The 18,263-nt window shown below is 39.1% G+C and carries 15 protein-coding genes, 2 rRNA genes and 1 other annotated feature (1 of these 18 running past the window's edge); all 17 genes read left to right on the plus strand.

The features are described 5' to 3' along the window. Positions 1-2,351, plus strand: a 23S ribosomal RNA gene (locus tag MKY00_RS00500); it begins 572 nt to the left of the window's first position. Positions 2,352-2,400: 49 nt separating this feature from the next. Continuing rightward, a 5S ribosomal RNA gene (gene rrf / locus MKY00_RS00505) occupies positions 2,401-2,516 on the plus strand. 206 nt (positions 2,517-2,722) lie between these two features. After that, the gene (gene ctsR, locus MKY00_RS00510) at positions 2,723-3,184 is read left to right on the plus strand and encodes a transcriptional regulator CtsR (protein WP_001244563.1); all 462 of its coding nucleotides are present in this window, start codon (positions 2,723-2,725) and stop codon (positions 3,182-3,184) included. A gap of 174 nt (positions 3,185-3,358) precedes the next feature. After that, a complete protein-coding gene (locus tag MKY00_RS00515; protein WP_000128394.1) occupies positions 3,359-3,907 on the plus strand; it encodes a UvrB/UvrC motif-containing protein in 549 nt (182 codons plus the stop codon). A gap of 4 nt (positions 3,908-3,911) precedes the next feature. Then, complete coding sequence (locus MKY00_RS00520; RefSeq protein ID WP_016716245.1) at positions 3,912-4,976, plus strand: protein arginine kinase; 1,065 nt, start codon at positions 3,912-3,914, stop codon at positions 4,974-4,976. Between the two features lie 22 nt (positions 4,977-4,998). Then, positions 4,999-7,434 (plus strand): ATP-dependent protease ATP-binding subunit ClpC, encoded by a 2,436-nt coding sequence (gene clpC / locus MKY00_RS00525; protein ID WP_000971179.1) that lies wholly within the window; start codon positions 4,999-5,001, stop codon positions 7,432-7,434. Between the two features lie 95 nt (positions 7,435-7,529). Continuing rightward, positions 7,530-8,906, plus strand: coding sequence for a DNA repair protein RadA (gene radA, locus MKY00_RS00530; protein ID WP_001085212.1), 1,377 nt, complete (start codon positions 7,530-7,532; stop codon positions 8,904-8,906). Between the two features lie 3 nt (positions 8,907-8,909). Next, positions 8,910-9,983: a DNA integrity scanning diadenylate cyclase DisA gene (gene disA, locus MKY00_RS00535; RefSeq protein ID WP_000392168.1), complete on the plus strand. Its 1,074-nt coding sequence runs from the start codon at positions 8,910-8,912 to the stop codon at positions 9,981-9,983. Between the two features lie 160 nt (positions 9,984-10,143). Beyond that, on the plus strand, positions 10,144-11,253 hold the full coding sequence (locus MKY00_RS00540) for a PIN/TRAM domain-containing protein (RefSeq protein WP_000919684.1): 1,110 nt from the start codon (positions 10,144-10,146) through the stop codon (positions 11,251-11,253). A 16-nt stretch (positions 11,254-11,269) separates the two neighbouring features. Next, positions 11,270-11,950, plus strand: coding sequence for a 2-C-methyl-D-erythritol 4-phosphate cytidylyltransferase (ispD, locus tag MKY00_RS00545; protein WP_000288294.1), 681 nt, complete (start codon positions 11,270-11,272; stop codon positions 11,948-11,950). A gap of 115 nt (positions 11,951-12,065) precedes the next feature. Next, positions 12,066-12,542: a 2-C-methyl-D-erythritol 2,4-cyclodiphosphate synthase gene (ispF, locus tag MKY00_RS00550; RefSeq protein WP_000488396.1), complete on the plus strand. Its 477-nt coding sequence runs from the start codon at positions 12,066-12,068 to the stop codon at positions 12,540-12,542. An 89-nt stretch (positions 12,543-12,631) separates the two neighbouring features. Next, positions 12,632-14,089, plus strand: coding sequence for a glutamate--tRNA ligase (gene gltX, locus MKY00_RS00555; RefSeq protein ID WP_000415154.1), 1,458 nt, complete (start codon positions 12,632-12,634; stop codon positions 14,087-14,089). 47 nt (positions 14,090-14,136) lie between these two features. Beyond that, positions 14,137-14,381: a binding site (T-box leader), on the plus strand. Between the two features lie 138 nt (positions 14,382-14,519). Further along, the gene (cysE, locus tag MKY00_RS00560; protein WP_000476500.1) at positions 14,520-15,185 is read left to right on the plus strand and encodes a serine O-acetyltransferase; all 666 of its coding nucleotides are present in this window, start codon (positions 14,520-14,522) and stop codon (positions 15,183-15,185) included. After that, positions 15,166-16,563: a cysteine--tRNA ligase gene (gene cysS / locus MKY00_RS00565; protein WP_016716246.1), complete on the plus strand. Its 1,398-nt coding sequence runs from the start codon at positions 15,166-15,168 to the stop codon at positions 16,561-16,563. Before cysE ends, cysS begins: the two co-directional genes overlap by 20 nt. A 2-nt stretch (positions 16,564-16,565) precedes the next feature. Then, positions 16,566-16,973, plus strand: a complete 408-nt coding sequence (locus MKY00_RS00570) for a Mini-ribonuclease 3 (RefSeq protein WP_000564261.1) — start codon at positions 16,566-16,568, stop codon at positions 16,971-16,973. Then, on the plus strand, positions 16,970-17,713 hold the full coding sequence (gene rlmB, locus MKY00_RS00575; protein ID WP_000093759.1) for a 23S rRNA (guanosine(2251)-2'-O)-methyltransferase RlmB: 744 nt from the start codon (positions 16,970-16,972) through the stop codon (positions 17,711-17,713). Before MKY00_RS00570 ends, rlmB begins: the two co-directional genes overlap by 4 nt. Positions 17,714-17,716: 3 nt before the next feature. Next, the gene (locus MKY00_RS00580; protein WP_000997883.1) at positions 17,717-18,229 is read left to right on the plus strand and encodes an NYN domain-containing protein; all 513 of its coding nucleotides are present in this window, start codon (positions 17,717-17,719) and stop codon (positions 18,227-18,229) included. The last annotated feature ends 34 nt before the right edge of the window (positions 18,230-18,263 follow it).

An 18,263-nucleotide genomic window follows, 5' to 3' on the forward strand; every position in this document is an offset into this window, starting at 1 on the left:
CAAATAGTCAGAGCCCGTTAACGGGTGATGGCGTGCCTTTTGTAGAATGAACCGGCGAGTTACGATCCCGTGCGAGGTTAAGCTGAAGAGGCGGAGCCGCAGCGAAAGCGAGTCTGAATAGGGCGTTTAGTACGTGGTCGTAGACCCGAAACCAGGTGATCTACCCATGTCCAGGGTGAAGTTCAGGTAACACTGAATGGAGGCCCGAACCCACGCACGTTGAAAAGTGCGGGGATGAGGTGTGGGTAGCGGAGAAATTCCAATCGAACCTGGAGATAGCTGGTTCTCCCCGAAATAGCTTTAGGGCTAGCCTTAAGTGTAAGAGTCTTGGAGGTAGAGCACTGATTGGACTAGGGGTCCTCATCGGATTACCGAATTCAGTCAAACTCCGAATGCCAATGACTTATCCTTAGGAGTCAGACTGCGAGTGATAAGATCCGTAGTCAAAAGGGAAACAGCCCAGACCGCCAGCTAAGGTCCCAAAGTGTGTATTAAGTGGAAAAGGATGTGGAGTTGCTTAGACAACTAGGATGTTGGCTTAGAAGCAGCCACCATTTAAAGAGTGCGTAATAGCTCACTAGTCGAGTGACTCTGCGCCGAAAATGTACCGGGGCTAAATACACCACCGAAGCTGCGGATTGATACCGAATGGTATCAGTGGTAGGGGAGCGTTCTAAGGACAGTGAAGTCAGACCGGAAGGACTGGTGGAGTGCTTAGAAGTGAGAATGCCGGTATGAGTAGCGAAAGACGGGTGAGAATCCCGTCCACCGAATGCCTAAGGTTTCCTGAGGAAGGCTCGTCCGCTCAGGGTTAGTCAGGACCTAAGCCGAGGCCGACAGGCGTAGGCGATGGACAACAGGTTGATATTCCTGTACCACCTCTTTATCGTTTGAGCAATGGAGGGACGCAGAAGGATAGAAGAAGCGTGCGATTGGTTGTGCACGTCCAAGCAGTTAGGCTGATAAGTAGGCAAATCCGCTTATCGTGAAGGCTGAGCTGTGATGGGGAAGCTCCTTATGGAGCGAAGTCTTTGATTCCCCGCTGCCAAGAAAAGCTTCTAGCGAGATAAAAGGTGCCTGTACCGCAAACCGACACAGGTAGGCGAGGAGAGAATCCTAAGGTGTGCGAGAGAACTCTGGTTAAGGAACTCGGCAAAATGACCCCGTAACTTCGGGAGAAGGGGTGCTTTCTTAACGGAAAGCCGCAGTGAATAGGCCCAAGCGACTGTTTAGCAAAAACACAGCTCTCTGCGAAGCCGTAAGGCGAAGTATAGGGGGTGACACCTGCCCGGTGCTGGAAGGTTAAGGAGAGGGGTTAGCGTAAGCGAAGCTCTGAACTGAAGCCCCAGTAAACGGCGGCCGTAACTATAACGGTCCTAAGGTAGCGAAATTCCTTGTCGGGTAAGTTCCGACCCGCACGAAAGGTGTAACGATTTGGGCACTGTCTCAACCAGAGACTCGGTGAAATTATAGTACCTGTGAAGATGCAGGTTACCCGCGACAGGACGGAAAGACCCCGTGGAGCTTTACTGTAGCCTGATATTGAATTTTGGTACAGTTTGTACAGGATAGGCGGGAGCCTTTGAAACCGGAGCGCTAGCTTCGGTGGAGGCGCTGGTGGGATACCGCCCTGACTGTATTGAAATTCTAACCTACGGGTCTTATCGACCCGGGAGACAGTGTCAGGTGGGCAGTTTGACTGGGGCGGTCGCCTCCTAAAGTGTAACGGAGGCGCCCAAAGGTTCCCTCAGAATGGTTGGAAATCATTCGTAGAGTGCAAAGGCATAAGGGAGCTTGACTGCGAGACCTACAAGTCGAGCAGGGACGAAAGTCGGGCTTAGTGATCCGGTGGTTCCGCATGGAAGGGCCATCGCTCAACGGATAAAAGCTACCCCGGGGATAACAGGCTTATCTCCCCCAAGAGTCCACATCGACGGGGAGGTTTGGCACCTCGATGTCGGCTCATCGCATCCTGGGGCTGTAGTCGGTCCCAAGGGTTGGGCTGTTCGCCCATTAAAGCGGTACGCGAGCTGGGTTCAGAACGTCGTGAGACAGTTCGGTCCCTATCCGTCGTGGGCGTAGGAAATTTGAGAGGAGCTGTCCTTAGTACGAGAGGACCGGGATGGACGCACCGCTGGTGTACCAGTTGTTCTGCCAAGGGCATAGCTGGGTAGCTATGTGCGGAAGGGATAAGTGCTGAAAGCATCTAAGCATGAAGCCCCCCTCAAGATGAGATTTCCCATAGCGTAAGCTAGTAAGATCCCTGAAAGATGATCAGGTTGATAGGTTCGAGGTGGAAGCATGGTGACATGTGGAGCTGACGAATACTAATAGATCGAGGACTTAACCATATAATATGAAGCAAATGTTATCTAGTTTTGAAGGAATATGCCTTCATAGTTTGGTGATGATGGCAGAGAGGTCACACCCGTTCCCATACCGAACACGGAAGTTAAGCTCTCTAGCGCCGATGGTAGTTGGGACCTTGTCCCTGTGAGAGTAGGACGTCGCCAAGCAACTAAACACGAGTCAAATGACTCGTGTTTTTTCGTGTTTTCTTTTATAATCCATAGTAATTAAAAATGTATTTAAATAATTATTATTTTGATTAAATACAGGAAAATGTGGCTAGGATAGTAAATAAGCAAAAGAGTTGCAAATTTTATTAATACGTATATAATTAAAGTCAAAGATAGTCAAAGTCAATAAAGGTGGCGGATAAATGAGAAATATATCTGATATCATTGAGCAATATCTAAAGCAAGTTATTGACTTAAGTAATAATAATGTGATTGAAATCAAAAGAAATGAGATTGCGGATCGATTCGAGTGCGTACCATCTCAAATCAATTATGTAATCAATACCCGTTTTACGTTAGAAAGAGGATTTGTAGTAGAAAGTAAACGTGGTGGAGGAGGTTACATTCGCATTATAAAAGTCAAACTGCATGATGATATAGACATTATTGATCAAATGCTTCATATGATTGATCATAGCGTTGCGCAAGGAAATGCAGAGAGTATGATTATACGTTTAATAGAAGAGGGAATCATAACGAATCGTGAAGCTAAACTTATGTTAAGCGTACTAGATCGTTCTGTATTATCAATGGATGTTCCTTCTAGAGATGAACTTAGGGCTCGAATATTATGCGCAATGTTAAGAACACTGAAATATAAATAAATACAGCTTTTGTAAAAGAATAATAACTAAGAGATAAAGCAGTTAAATATTGTAGAAGTTTTGAAAAAAACAACACGCACTTTTATGTAAACGAATAAAGGAAAGTGAACAGTCTAGTAATGTATGAAAAGTACTATGAGATAGATCGTTCCTGTTGTAAAGGTGGGGATAGTGATGACTTGTCAAAACTGTAATATAAGACCAGCAACTTTACATTATACAAAAGTAATTAACGAAAAGAAGGCGGAAGTTCATCTTTGTGAGCAATGTGCAGAACAAAGTGGCTATACGTCTTTCTTTCAATCATCGCAGTCTAACTTTTCATTCCATGATTTATTTGCTGGGTTATTACACGGTGAATCAACAATGTTTGAAGAAGGAAAAAGCGGATTTTCGAACACAAATATATTAAGATGTCCAGATTGTAAAATGACATATGAGCAACTTACAAAGGTAGGACGCTTTGGATGTGCTTCTTGTTACGATACATTTAAGGAACATTTAAAGCCGTTATTAAAACGTCTTCACGGCGGGCATACAGATCATTGCGGAAAAATTCCGGAGCGTATAGAAGGAAATATTCACTTAAAGAAAGAATTAGATGAACTAAAACTCATTCTGAAACAATACGTACAGAAAGAGGAATTTGAGAAAGCTGCTGAAGTAAGGGATAAAATTAGAAACCTTGAAAATCAGCTTAGTGAGCATAGAGAGGGGGAATAGTTCTATGTCACTGGACAAAATTATGAATGAAGCGATTAGTCCATGGATGAAGGGGGATGGCCCTGATTCTGATATTGTTTTAAGTAGTCGAATTCGTTTGGCTCGTAATTTTAAAAAATATCAATTCTCTACTATGCAAAATGAAGAAGAAGCTAAACTGATTCAAGAATTATTTAAAAAGGAATTTATAAATAAAACGGTAGAACCTTTTGGAGAGTTTGAGCTATTACAAATGAATGAATTGACGCCTCTTCAAAGGAGAGTATTAGTTGAAAAGCATTTAATTAGTCCCAACCTTGCAGGAACAGAATATGGAGCATGTCTATTGTCAGAAAGCGAACATATTAGTGTTATGCTGAATGAAGAAGACCATATTCGGATTCAGTGCTTATTTTCAGGATTGCAGTTATCAGAGGCTCTTCAAAGTGCCAATCAAATAGATAATTGGATTGAGAAAGAGGTTGAATATGCTTTTGATGAATCACTTGGATATATTACAAGCTGCCCTACTAATGTTGGTACAGGATTGAGGGCTTCCGTAATGATTCATTTACCGGGACTCGTTTTAACGAAAAGAATTAGCCGCATTATACAAGTAATTCAAAAATTAGGGTTAGTAGTAAGAGGAATATACGGTGAAGGTAGCGAAGCGTTAGGTAATATATTTCAAGTGTCAAACCAAATGACGCTAGGAAAATCTGAAGAAGATATTATTGCAGATTTAAAGAGTGTCATTCAACAAATCATACAGCAAGAAAAGATGGCTAGAGAATTAATTGTACAAAATTCAAGTATTGAGCTTGAAGATAAAGTTTATCGCTCTTATGGCATACTAGCCAACAGTCGTTTAATTCAATCTGCGGAAGCAGCCAATTGCTTATCAGATTTACGACTTGGTATTGATTTAGGATATATAAAAGGTATATCGAGAAATATTTTGACTGAGCTAATGGTCCTTACACAACCAGGCATTTTACAACAATATGCAGGAGGACCTTTAGGACCAGAAGAAAGAGATTATCGAAGAGCAACCTTAATCCGTGAGCGATTACGTATTGAAAAAAACTAAGCGCAAGTAGGAGGCGATTTCTATGATGTTTGGAAGATTTACAGAAAGAGCACAGAAAGTATTAGCTTTATCTCAAGAGGAAGCGATTCGTATTGGGCATAACAATATTGGAACAGAACATATTTTACTTGGGCTTGTACGCGAAGGTGAAGGAATTGCAGCAAAAGCGTTGATTGCTCTTGGATTAAGCCCGGAGAAAGTTCAAAAAGAGGTAGAAGCGTTAATTGGGCGCGGAACAGAAGCTTCTCAAACTGTACATTATACACCGCGTGCTAAAAAGGTTATTGAGTTGTCTATGGATGAAGCTCGCAAATTAGGCCATTCTTATGTTGGAACAGAACATATCTTACTTGGTTTAATTCGCGAAGGTGAAGGGGTAGCAGCACGTGTTTTAAATAATTTAGGTGTTAGCTTAAATAAGGCAAGACAACAAGTATTGCAACTTCTTGGAAGTAATGAAGCAAGTTCAGGTCATCAAGGTGGTTCTTCAACAAATGCAAATACACCAACACTTGATAGCTTAGCACGTGATTTAACAGTTGTTGCACGTGAAAATCGTTTAGATCCTGTTATTGGACGTGGTAAAGAAATTCAACGTGTAATTGAAGTTTTAAGTCGTAGAACAAAAAACAACCCTGTATTAATTGGGGAGCCTGGTGTAGGTAAAACGGCAATTGCAGAAGGATTAGCACAACAAATTGTAAATAATGAAGTTCCTGAAACTTTAAGAGATAAGCGTGTTATGACACTAGATATGGGTACGGTGGTAGCCGGAACGAAATACCGTGGTGAATTTGAAGACCGTTTGAAGAAAGTAATGGATGAAATCCGCCAAGCAGGAAATATCATTCTATTTATTGATGAACTTCATACATTAATTGGTGCAGGTGGCGCAGAAGGTGCTATTGACGCATCGAATATTTTAAAACCATCTTTAGCTCGTGGTGAATTACAATGTATTGGGGCGACAACGTTAGATGAATACCGCAAATATATTGAAAAAGACGCAGCTTTAGAGAGACGTTTCCAACCAATTCACGTTGATGAGCCAAGTTTAGATGAATCAACTCAAATTTTGAAAGGTTTACGCGATCGTTATGAGGCACATCACCGCGTATCTATTACGGATGATGCAATTGATGCAGCTGTAAAGCTTTCAGATCGTTATATTACAGATCGTTTCTTACCAGATAAAGCAATTGATTTAATTGATGAAGCTGCTTCAAAGGTTCGCTTACGCTCTTATACAACACCACCAAATCTAAAAGAGCTTGAAGTGAAGCTTGAGGAAATTAGAAAAGAGAAAGATGCAGCTGTACAAAGTCAAGAATTTGAAAAAGCTGCTTCGTTACGTGATATGGAACAACGCTTACGTGAGAAGTTAGAAGATACGAAGCGTCAATGGAAAGAGCAACAAGGAAAAGAAAACTCAGAAGTGACAGTAGAAGATATTGCAAATGTCGTTTCTACGTGGACTCGTATCCCGGTTTCTAAACTTGCACAAACAGAGACTGATAAATTATTAAACTTAGAATCGATTCTTCACGATCGTGTTATTGGTCAAGATGAAGCGGTAGTAGCTGTAGCGAAAGCTGTTCGTCGTGCTAGAGCAGGCTTGAAAGATCCGAAACGTCCGATTGGTTCATTTATTTTCTTAGGACCAACAGGTGTAGGTAAAACGGAGCTAGCAAGAGCGTTGGCAGAATCTATGTTCGGTGATGAGGATGCAATGATTCGCATCGATATGTCTGAGTACATGGAGAAGCATTCTACTTCTCGTTTAGTTGGATCTCCTCCAGGATATGTTGGATATGAAGAAGGTGGACAATTAACAGAAAAGGTTCGCCGTAAGCCATATTCAGTTGTCTTATTAGATGAAGTAGAGAAAGCTCATCCTGATGTGTTTAACATTTTACTACAAGTATTAGAAGATGGTCGCTTAACAGATTCTAAAGGGCGTACAGTTGATTTCCGTAATACAATTGTTATTATGACATCTAACGTTGGTGCAGAAGCATTAAAACGTAATAAGCATCTTGGATTTAACGTACAAGATGAGAGCCGCGATTATTCAGATATGAAAGGTAAAGTAATGGATGAACTGAAAAAGGCATTCCGTCCAGAATTCTTAAACCGTATTGATGAAATTATCGTGTTCCATATGCTTGAGAAAAAACATATTCAAGAGATTGTAACACTTATGGTAAATCAGTTAGTAAATCGCTTAAAAGAGCAAGAAATTGAATTGCATTTAACAGAAGGAGCGATTTCGGCTATTGCTGATAAAGGGTTTGACCGAGAGTACGGTGCTCGTCCGCTTCGTAGAGCAATTCAGAAACATGTAGAAGATAGACTATCGGAAGAACTTTTAAAAGGTGCTATTGAGAAAGGACAAAAAGTTATCTTTGATGTTGAAGGAGAATCATTTGTCATTCATAGTGCTGAAAAGGTAAAATAAGTATAGACAAACTAAGAGGGCTACGAGATAGCCCTCTTTCTTGTACGACAAGGATAAATTGTTATAGATGAAAGTGAAGTGAGATATAAAACAATATGGCTAAAAAGAAAACAAAATTCACATGTCAAGAGTGTGGGTATCAGTCACCAAAATATATGGGGAAATGCCCTGGATGTGGTCAATGGAATACGCTTGTTGAAGAGATGGAACCAGTTGTATCATCAAGGCGCCTTAATTATGCCAATGCAATTCAAACAGAAGTAACAAAACCAAGACGTCTAACAGAAGTGGAAACAAAGTCTGAGGCGCGTATTGAAACAAAATTTCAAGAATTTAACCGTGTACTTGGTGGCGGGATTGTAGATGGATCCTTAGTACTGATTGGTGGAGACCCCGGGATTGGAAAATCAACGTTACTGTTACAAATATCATCGCAATTAGCAGATTCTTCATATGATGTCCTATATATATCGGGTGAAGAATCAGCAAAACAGATTAAACTGCGTGCGGATCGTTTACATGTAAATGGTAGTAATCTATTTGTTGTATCAGAGACGGATTTACAGCGAATTGCAACACATATTGAAGAGGTGAACCCAGCCTTTGTTGTTATTGATTCTATTCAAACAATACATCTACCTGAAGTAACATCAGCGCCGGGAAGTGTGGCACAAGTTCGTGAATGTACAGCGGAATTAATGAAACTTGCAAAAACGAAAGGGATCCCTATTTTTATCGTTGGACATGTGACAAAAGAGGGAGCGATTGCAGGACCTCGTATGTTAGAACATATGGTCGATGCAGTTCTTTACTTTGAAGGAGACCGTCATCATACATACCGCATTTTGCGAGCAGTAAAGAATCGTTTTGGTTCTACGAATGAAATGGGTATTTTTGAAATGAAAGAGCTTGGCCTTGCAGAAGTATTAAACCCTTCTGAAATTTTTCTTGAGGAAAGACCAGTTGGGGTTGCAGGATCAACAGTGGTTGCCTCAATGGAAGGAACAAGACCAGTTTTAGTAGAAATACAAGCATTAATCTCCCCTACTAGTTTTGGAAACCCTCGAAGAATGGCAACGGGAATTGATCATAACCGTGTATCGCTTATTATGGCAGTGCTAGAAAAAAGAACAGGCTTATTATTGCAAAATCAGGATGCATATTTAAAAGTAGCAGGTGGTTTGAAGTTAGATGAACCAGCAATTGATTTAGCTGTCGCTTTAAGTATAGCTTCAAGTTTTAGAGATAAATCTACGGCACCAACCGATGCAGTAATAGGAGAAGTAGGATTAACTGGAGAAATAAGAAGAGTATCAAGAATTGAACAACGTGTACAAGAAGCAGCTAAATTAGGATTTCAACGCGCTATTATTCCTAGAAAAAATTTGGGAGGATGGACAATTCCAGATGGGATTGAGGTAGTTGGTGTATCTAATTTAGGAGAAGCGCTTCGTTTGACATTAGGAGGCTAGGCTATGGAAGAAAACAAGCAACGTGTCAAAAGTATGATTAATATTTTACAACTTGTGGCCCCGGGAACACCACTGCGCGAAGGGATAGATAATGTACTTCGCGCACAAACAGGGGGATTAATTGTTCTTGGATATAATGAGCAGATTAAAAGTATTGTTGATGGAGGTTTTCATATTAATTGTGCATTTTCTCCGGCTAGTTTATACGAATTAGCAAAAATGGATGGGGCACTTATTTTAAATGAAACTGGAAGTAAAATTTTGATTGCGAACGCACAGTTAGTTCCAGAGTCATCTATCGACTCTATTGAGACAGGTATGCGCCACCGAACAGCGGAGCGTGTAGCAAAGCAGACTGGTAGCCTTGTTGTGGCTATTTCACAAAGACGTAACGTAATTACACTATACCAAGGGAATTTACGTTATACACTAAAAGATATAGGTGTTATTTTAACAAAGGCAAACCAGGCTATTCAGACGTTAGAAAAATATAAGGCTGTATGGAATGATGGGATTACGAATTTGGGCATTCTAGAATTTGAAGAGGTTGTTACAATGTCCGAGGTGGTTCATGTTTTACATAGTGTTGAAATGGTACTACGTATTAAAAATGAAATATTGAGCTATATTCATGAATTGGGAACAGAAGGTAGGTTAATTCGTTTACAACTTACGGAACTACTAGCCGACTTAGAAGCAGAGGCAGCGCTATTAATTAAAGATTACTATCAAGAAAAAACACAAGACCATCATCAAATTTTGAAAAAGTTACAAGAGCTTGCGAATACACAACTTCTAGAGGATAGTGATTTAGTTAAATTGCTCGGATATCCGGGACAAACGAGCTTAGAAGAAAGTGTGACGCCGAGAGGATACCGAATCACAAGCAAAATTTCGCGTGTTCCACCACTTATCATTGAAAATTTAATTAATCGATTTAAAACCTTGCAGGGTGTTTGTCGTGCAACTATTAATGAATTAGATGATGTGGAAGGAATTGGAGAAGTCAGGGCGAAGAAAATACGAGAAGGCCTAAAAAGAATTCAAGAGCATCTCTATATGAGTAGACACAATTAAGAATATTACATTGATTCCATAATATAACGACACTAGAACATTTTTGGTATATGATATGATATATTGGTAAATAAAACTATTTATAAAAAAACACGTCCGCTTTTGCATTCGGCGTTTTGATTAGCGAAACAATGGTTAATAATGAGTAGGAGGTGGTTGGATGTTAAAACGGATTGTACAGCTCTTCTTTTTAGTAATCGGGGGAGCGTTAGGGATTTACTTAATCCCAAAAGTTATTAATGTATTAGACATCGGTGCCGTTCCTTTATTGGAAGGATCGTATGTTCGTGCAATTATTGGTGCAATTATTTTATTTTTAACAACATTTTGGCTTGTAGATTATATTGTTCAACTTATTAAGCATATTGAAGAGGCTCTTGTAAAGGCGCCTGTAGCAGATGTTTTATTTGGTACATTAGGGTTAATCTCTGGGCTTATTGTTGCGTATTTAATTTTAATACCAATTCGTGAATTTACAATTCCAGTTATTAGTACAGTGTTGCAAGTGTTCTTTACTCTTTTACTAGGATATTTAGGATTCCAAGTAGGGTTTAAAAAGAGGAATGAATTGCTAGGATTATTTACATTACCACAACGTGGGAAAAAGAAAAATAATAATAGTGAGAATGAAGAACCAGAAAATGAGGTAGAAGAATCTTTAGCGCATTGGAAAATTCTTGATACAAGTGTAATTATCGATGGACGTATTGCTGATATTTGCCAAACAAAGTTTTTAGAAGGAACAATTGTCATTCCACAATTCGTGTTAGAAGAACTTCAGCACATTGCCGATTCTTCTGATGCTTTAAAACGTAATCGTGGTCGCAGAGGATTAGATATTTTAAATCGTATTCAAAAAGAGATGCCGATTCCGGTAGAAATTTATGAAGGCGATTTCGACGATATTCAAGAAGTGGATAGCAAACTTGTAAAGTTAGCGAAAATCACTGGTGGAACGGTAGTAACGAATGACTTCAACTTAAACAAGGTCTCTGAATTACAAGGGGTAACGGTGTTAAACATTAACGATTTAGCTAATGCAATTAAACCTGTTGTACTCCCAGGTGAAGAACTAAGTGTTTATGTTGTAAAAGATGGAAAAGAACAAAATCAAGGTGTGGCATATTTAGATGATGGCACAATGATTGTAGTAGAAGATGGTAGAGAATATGTGGGCTCACAACTCGATGTACTCGTTACGAGTGTGTTACAAACATCGGCGGGGCGTATGATTTTTGCCAAACGTAAATTATTAGAAAAAGCATTATAAGTAGAGGATTATTAATATGTATACATTAATTATTCCAGCAGCGGGTCAAGGAAAGCGGATGGGTGCTGGCAAAAATAAGTTGTTCTTACTTATTAATGAAGTACCGATTATTGTGCATACGTTACGTGCTTTTGAAAAGGATAAAGCATGTAAAAATATTATTATGGCAATTAATGAAGAAGAGCGCCCGTATTTTGAAGAGTTAATGCAGAAGTATCCGGTTAAAAAGCCAGTGCAATTTATTCAAGGTGGAGCTGAAAGACAAGATAGTGTATATAACGCGATTCAGCATACGAGTGATGTTGAGTATGTTCTTGTACATGACGGTGCGCGCCCGTTTGTAACGAATAAAGTGATTCAAGATGTATTAACTGCAGCAGAAAAATATGGAGCTTCCATTTGTGCGGTGCCAGTGAAAGATACTGTTAAGAAAGTAGAGCAGGGTGTTGTTGTAGAAACAGTAGAAAGATCTCAGCTGAAAGCTGTACAAACACCGCAAGGGTTCTCTGTTTCTCTTTTGTTAGAAGCTCATAGAAGTGCGAAACAGAGTTGTTTTCTTGGTACAGATGATGCAAGTCTGGTAGAACGTATCGGGAAGCAAGTAGGTGTAGTAGAGGGGAGTTACTATAATATTAAGGTGACGACTCCAGAGGATTTACTAATTGCTGAAAGTTTTCTTCACGTTCAAAAGAAATGATAGCAATGATTATAGCGAAGAAAAGCTCGGCAACAGCCGGGCTTTTCTTTATAAAGATAGCGATATAATATAGAATCATAAAGCTCAGTAGTTTAGCTCGAGGAGGATGTAAAAAATGTTTCGAATTGGACAAGGTTTTGATGTACATGAATTCGCAGAGGGTAGACCGTTAATTATTGGTGGGGTTACAATTCCTCATGAGAAAGGATTAATCGGTCACTCCGATGCAGATGTATTGTTACATACAATCGCGGACGCTTGTTTAGGTGCAATTGCAGCAGGAGATATCGGAAAACATTTCCCTGATACAGACCCTGCCTTTAAAGATGCTGATTCAGCTGTATTGTTGCAAAAGGTTTGGGAATTTGTGCGTGAACAAGGTTATGAATTAGGAAATTTAGATTGTACAATTATTGCTCAAAAGCCAAAAATGGCACCACATATTGAAAGTATGCGTAAACGCATTAGTGAACTATTAGAAACGTCTATTGATAATATCAATGTAAAGGCAACAACAACAGAAAAATTAGGATTTACAGGTAGAGAAGAAGGAATTGCTTCTCAAGCAGTTGTTTTATTACAGAAAAAATAATGGTTTTTAATTCGTAAGATGGATAATCACATTTTTTTGGTGTACAATTATAGAATGTGTTGACATTAAGAATGGAAGGTGTACCAATTATGGAAAAGCAAGTGAGAGTGCGCTATGCGCCAAGTCCAACAGGACACTTACATATCGGAAATGCGCGTACGGCATTATTTAATTATTTATTTGCTCGTCATCAAGATGGTAAGTTTATTATTCGTATTGAAGATACTGATGTAAAACGTAATGTTGCTGGTGGAGAAGAAAGCCAATTAAAATACTTGAAATGGCTCGGTATGGACTGGGATGAAGGTGTTGATGTTGGTGGTGAATTTGGACCATATCGTCAAACAGAGCGTTTAGATATTTATAAAAAGTTATATGAAGATTTATTAGAGCGTGGTTTAGCTTACAAATGTTATATGACAGAAGAAGAACTAGAAGCAGAACGCGAAGGGCAAATTGCTCGTGGTGAAACACCTCGTTACGCAGGTAACCACCGTGATTTAACTGAAGCGCAAGTGAAAGAATTTGAAGCTGAGGGACGTATTCCAAGTATTCGTTTCCGTGTACCAGCTGACCGTGATTACACATTTAAAGATATTGTAAAAGATGAAGTTGCATTCCATTCAAATGATTTCGGTGATTTCGTTATTGTGAAAAAAGATGGGATTCCAACTTATAACTTTGCAGTAGCAGTAGATGATCACTTAATGGAAATTACACACGTGCTTCGTGGTGATGACCATATTTCAAACACGCCAAAACAAATGATGATTTATGAAGCTTTCGGTTGGGATATTCCACAATTCGGTCATATGACTTTAATTGTAAATGAAAGCCGTAAAAAATTAAGTAAGCGTGATGAATCTATTATTCAATTTATTGAGCAATATAAAGAGCTTGGATATCTTCCAGAAGCAATCTTTAACTTTATTGCATTACTAGGTTGGTCGCCAGTAGGAGAAGAAGAAATCTTCTCTCAAGAAGAGTTTATCAAAATGTTCGATGCAGCTCGTTTATCAAAATCACCTGCATTATTTGATTCTCAAAAACTAAAATGGATGAACAACCAATATATGAAAAAGCAAGATTTAGATACGGTGGTAGAATTAAGTTTACCGCATTTAGTGAAGGCTGGACGTATAGGTGAAACTTTAAGTGAACAAGAACAAGCTTGGATTCGTGATGTAATTGCGTTATATCATGAACAAATGAGCTTTGGAGCTGAAATTGTAGAGCTTTCTGAAATGTTCTTCAAAGATCATGTTGATTATGAAGAAGAAGGACAAGAAGTATTAAAAGGTGAACAAGTACCAGAAGTACTTCGTGCATTTGCTGGTCAAGTAGAAGCACTAGAAGCTATGGAACCGGCAGCAATTAAGGCTGCTATTAAAGCAGTTCAAAAGGAAACAGGTCATAAAGGTAAAAACTTATTTATGCCAATCCGTGTTGCAACTACTGGTCAAACACACGGCCCAGAGCTTCCTAATGCTATTGCACTTCTTGGAAAAGAAAAAGTTTTAAATCGTCTTCAAAAAGTAATTGGTTAACATTTTCTAGGTTTAGAAATATAATAAGTATACTTAAAACCTAATAAGGAAAAGCGACGAGAAGGAGAAGTAGAAAATCAGGCTTTTTACAGAGAGAACCACCTTAGGCTGGAAGTGGTTTATAAGCGGGTTTTTGAAATGCCCCTTCGAGTCTTCTGCTGAACAGCAAATGGTTTTGCGAAACGTCTTAGGACGTAAAGTAAGCAGAAGCGGTGTACACCGTTATCAGAGATGAGTTTGAGGCTTTTTTAGCCTAAACAGAGTGGAACCGCGCTTATAAGGCGTCTCTGTCAATATGACAGAGGCGTCTTTTTTTATACCGTAAAACTGGGTGTGAGTATAAGCTTTATCCACGTGTATAAAGATTTAGGGGGATAAGTAGGGAGTTAGTTCACTCGAAAAAGCAGCCCATAAAGGGGAGGGAACGTCGATGTTTAAGAGGCTTCGGGAAGATATTGAAGTCGTTTTTGAACAGGATCCAGCGGCAAGAAGTTATTTCGAAGTCATTTTGACTTACTCTGGATTACATGCAGTTTGGGCCCATCGAATTGCACATGCTTTTTATAAAAAGAATTTCTTCTTTATTGCACGTTGGATCTCACAAGTTAGTCGTTTCTTTACTGGCATTGAGATTCATCCAGGAGCAACAATTGGTCGTCGTTTTTTCATTGACCATGGAATGGGGGTTGTAATTGGAGAAACGTGCGAAATTGGTGACAATGTAACGATCTATCAAGGAGTTACATTAGGTGGTACGGGTAAAGAAAAGGGAAAGAGGCACCCTACAATCCAGGATAATGTATTAATTGCAACGGGTGCTAAAGTACTAGGTTCTATTACAGTTGGAGAGAATTCTAAAATTGGAGCAGGTTCTGTCGTATTAAAAGAAGTCCCTGCACATTCTACAGTTGTAGGTATACCTGGCCGAGTCGTTATTCAAAATGGAGTAAAGATCGGTCAAGAATTAAATCATTCCGACCTTCCAGACCCAATTTTTGATAAATTAAAGGTCATGGAAGTAGAACTTGATAAATTGAAAAAACAACTTGAAGTAAAGGTAGAAAGGAAGGATAAAAATGACTATTCACATTTATAATACGTTAACACGTCAAAAGGAAGAGTTTATTCCATTAGAAGAAAATAAGGTGAAGATGTATGTATGCGGACCTACAGTTTATAACTATATTCACATCGGGAACGCAAGACCACCTATGGTATTTGATACAGTGCGCCGTTATTTAGAATATAAAGGGTACGATGTGCAGTATGTATCTAACTTTACTGACGTAGATGATAAATTAATTAAAGCAGCAAATGAGTTAGGCGAAGATGTGCCGACAATTGCGGACCGTTTCGTGGAAGCGTACTTTGAAGATGTAACAGCATTAGGTTGCAAACATGCAACAGTTCATCCGCGTGTAACAGAAAATATGGATATTATTATTGAATTTATTCAAGAACTTGTGAATAAAGAATATGCATATGAATCAGAAGGGGATGTGTACTTTAGAACGAAGGAATTCGAAGGGTACGGTAAGTTATCACATCAACCGATCGCGGACTTACGTCACGGTGCGCGTATTGAAGTAGGAGAAAAGAAACAAGACCCTCTTGATTTTGCACTATGGAAAGCTGCGAAAGAAGGAGAAATCTTCTGGGAAAGCCCTTGGGGTCAAGGTCGTCCAGGCTGGCATATCGAATGCTCGGCAATGGCGCGTAAATACTTAGGGGACACAATTGATATTCACGCCGGTGGTCAAGACTTGGCATTTCCTCATCATGAGAATGAAATTGCGCAGTCTGAGGCGCTAACAGGAAAAACATTTGCACGTTATTGGATGCACAATGGATATATTAATATTAATAATGAGAAAATGTCTAAGTCACTTGGGAACTTCATTTTAGTTCACGATATCATTAAGCAATATGATCCGCAGTTAATTAGATTCTTTATGCTATCAGTACATTATCGTCACCCAATTAATTTCAGTGAAGAGTTATTACAAAGCACAAATAACGGACTGGAAAGAATTAAAACAGCTTACGGTAATTTGAAACACCGTATGGAAAGTAGTACGGATTTAACAGATCATAATGAGAAATGGTTAGCTGATCTGGAAAAATTCCAAACTGCATTTGAAGAAGCGATGAATGATGATTTCAATACTGCTAATGCAATCACTGAGTTATATAATGTAGCAAATCATGCAAATCAATATTTACTGGAAGAACATACGTCTACAGTGGTAATTCAAGCATACGTAAAACAACTTGAAACATTATTTGATATTTTAGGGTTAGAATTAGCACAAGAAGAGTTACTAGATGAAGAAATTGAGGCGCTTATTCAAAAACGTATTGAAGCTCGTAAAAATCGTGATTTTGCATTATCAGATCAGATTCGCGATGATTTAAAAGATCGTAATATTATTTTAGAAGATACCGCTCAAGGTACAAGATGGAAAAGAGGATAAGAATGATTGATGCAAAGCAATTAAACAGCTTAGCGTTAGCATATATGGGTGATGCGGTATATGAACAATATATCCGCTATCACCTACTTCAAAAAGGGAAGGTTCGTCCTAATCAGTTGCATCGATTAGGGACAAGCTTTGTTTCGGCAAAAGCACAGGCGAAAGTTGTTTATCATTTATTAGAGACAGCATTTTTAACTGAGGAAGAAGAGGCAGTACTAAGAAGAGGGCGTAATGCAAATTCAGGTACTGTTCCGAAAAATACAGATGTACAAACATATCGACATAGTACAGCCTTTGAAGCGTTAATTGGCTATCATCACTTATTAAATAATCGTGAAAGATTAGACGAAATTGTATATAAGGCAATTGCTGTTCTAGAAGAAAAGGAAGGGGGCACATCATCATGAGTAGTGAATATATTATCGGACGTAACCCTGTAATTGAAGCGTTACGATCAGGGAGAGATATTAATAAAATTTGGATCGCAGAAGGTGCTGCCAAAGGACAAGTACAAATTGTACTAGCACTAGCGAAAGAAAATAAAATTATTTTGCAACATGCACCAAAAAAGAAGTTAGATCAATTAGTTGAGGGGAACCATCAAGGTGTAATTGCTCAAGTGGCCGCATATCAATATGCGGAGCTAGAAGATCTATTTAAAGTAGCAGAGAAGCGTAACGAAGATCCGTTCTTCTTAATTCTAGATGAAATTGAAGACCCGCATAACCTAGGTTCTATTATGCGTACTGCGGACGCAACAGGGGCTCATGGAATTATAATTCCGAAAAGAAGAGCTGTGGGACTTACTGCATCAGTTGCGAAAGCATCTACTGGGGCAATTGAATATATTCCTGTTGCACGCGTAACGAATTTATCTCGTACAATCGATGAATTAAAAGAACGTGGACTTTGGATTGCTGGTACAGATGCAAAAGGGAAAACGGATTATCGTAATTTAGATGGTAAAATGCCAATTGGATTAGTAATTGGAAGTGAAGGAAAAGGTATGAGTCGTATTATTGGTGAAAAATGTGATTTCTTAATTACTTTACCGATGGTTGGTAAAGTTACATCCTTAAATGCTTCAGTGGCCGCAAGTTTGTTAATGTATGAGGTATATCGTAAACGTAACGAAATTGGTAAATAAAAAATGAACGATATTTTAATCGTTGACGGTTACAACATTATTGGAGCTTGGGGAGACTTGAAGAAACTACGGGATGTAGATTTGCAGTCATCAAGAGATGCACTGATTGATAAGATGGCGGATTACCAAGGTTACACAGGGACAAAGGTAATGATAGTTTTTGATGCGTATACAGTCCACGGTATTGAAAAAAAGATGAAACAATCGCGTGTGGAAGTTATATTCACGAGGAAGAATCAAACGGCAGATGAAAAGATAGAGCAACTTGCGATTGAACTTAGAAATATAAATACGCAAATATATGTTGCGACTTCTGATTATACGGAACAATGGGTTATATTTGCTCAAGGTGCGCTCCGGAAATCTGCGCGGGAATTAGAGTTGGAAGTACAAGCGATGGAGCAACAAGTAAGAAGGCGTACACAAGACACAAAAGAAAAGCAACCCGCCATGCGAAAGATATTTAGTAAAGATATTACAGAAAAGTTAGAAAAATTAAGAAGAGGAGAGCGTTGAAGCATTGACGCTCTTTGTCTTTTTACTGTATAAT

Source organism: Bacillus sp. FSL R9-9834 (genome assembly GCF_038006905.1).
GTDB lineage: Bacteria > Bacillota > Bacilli > Bacillales > Bacillaceae_G > Bacillus_A > Bacillus_A pacificus.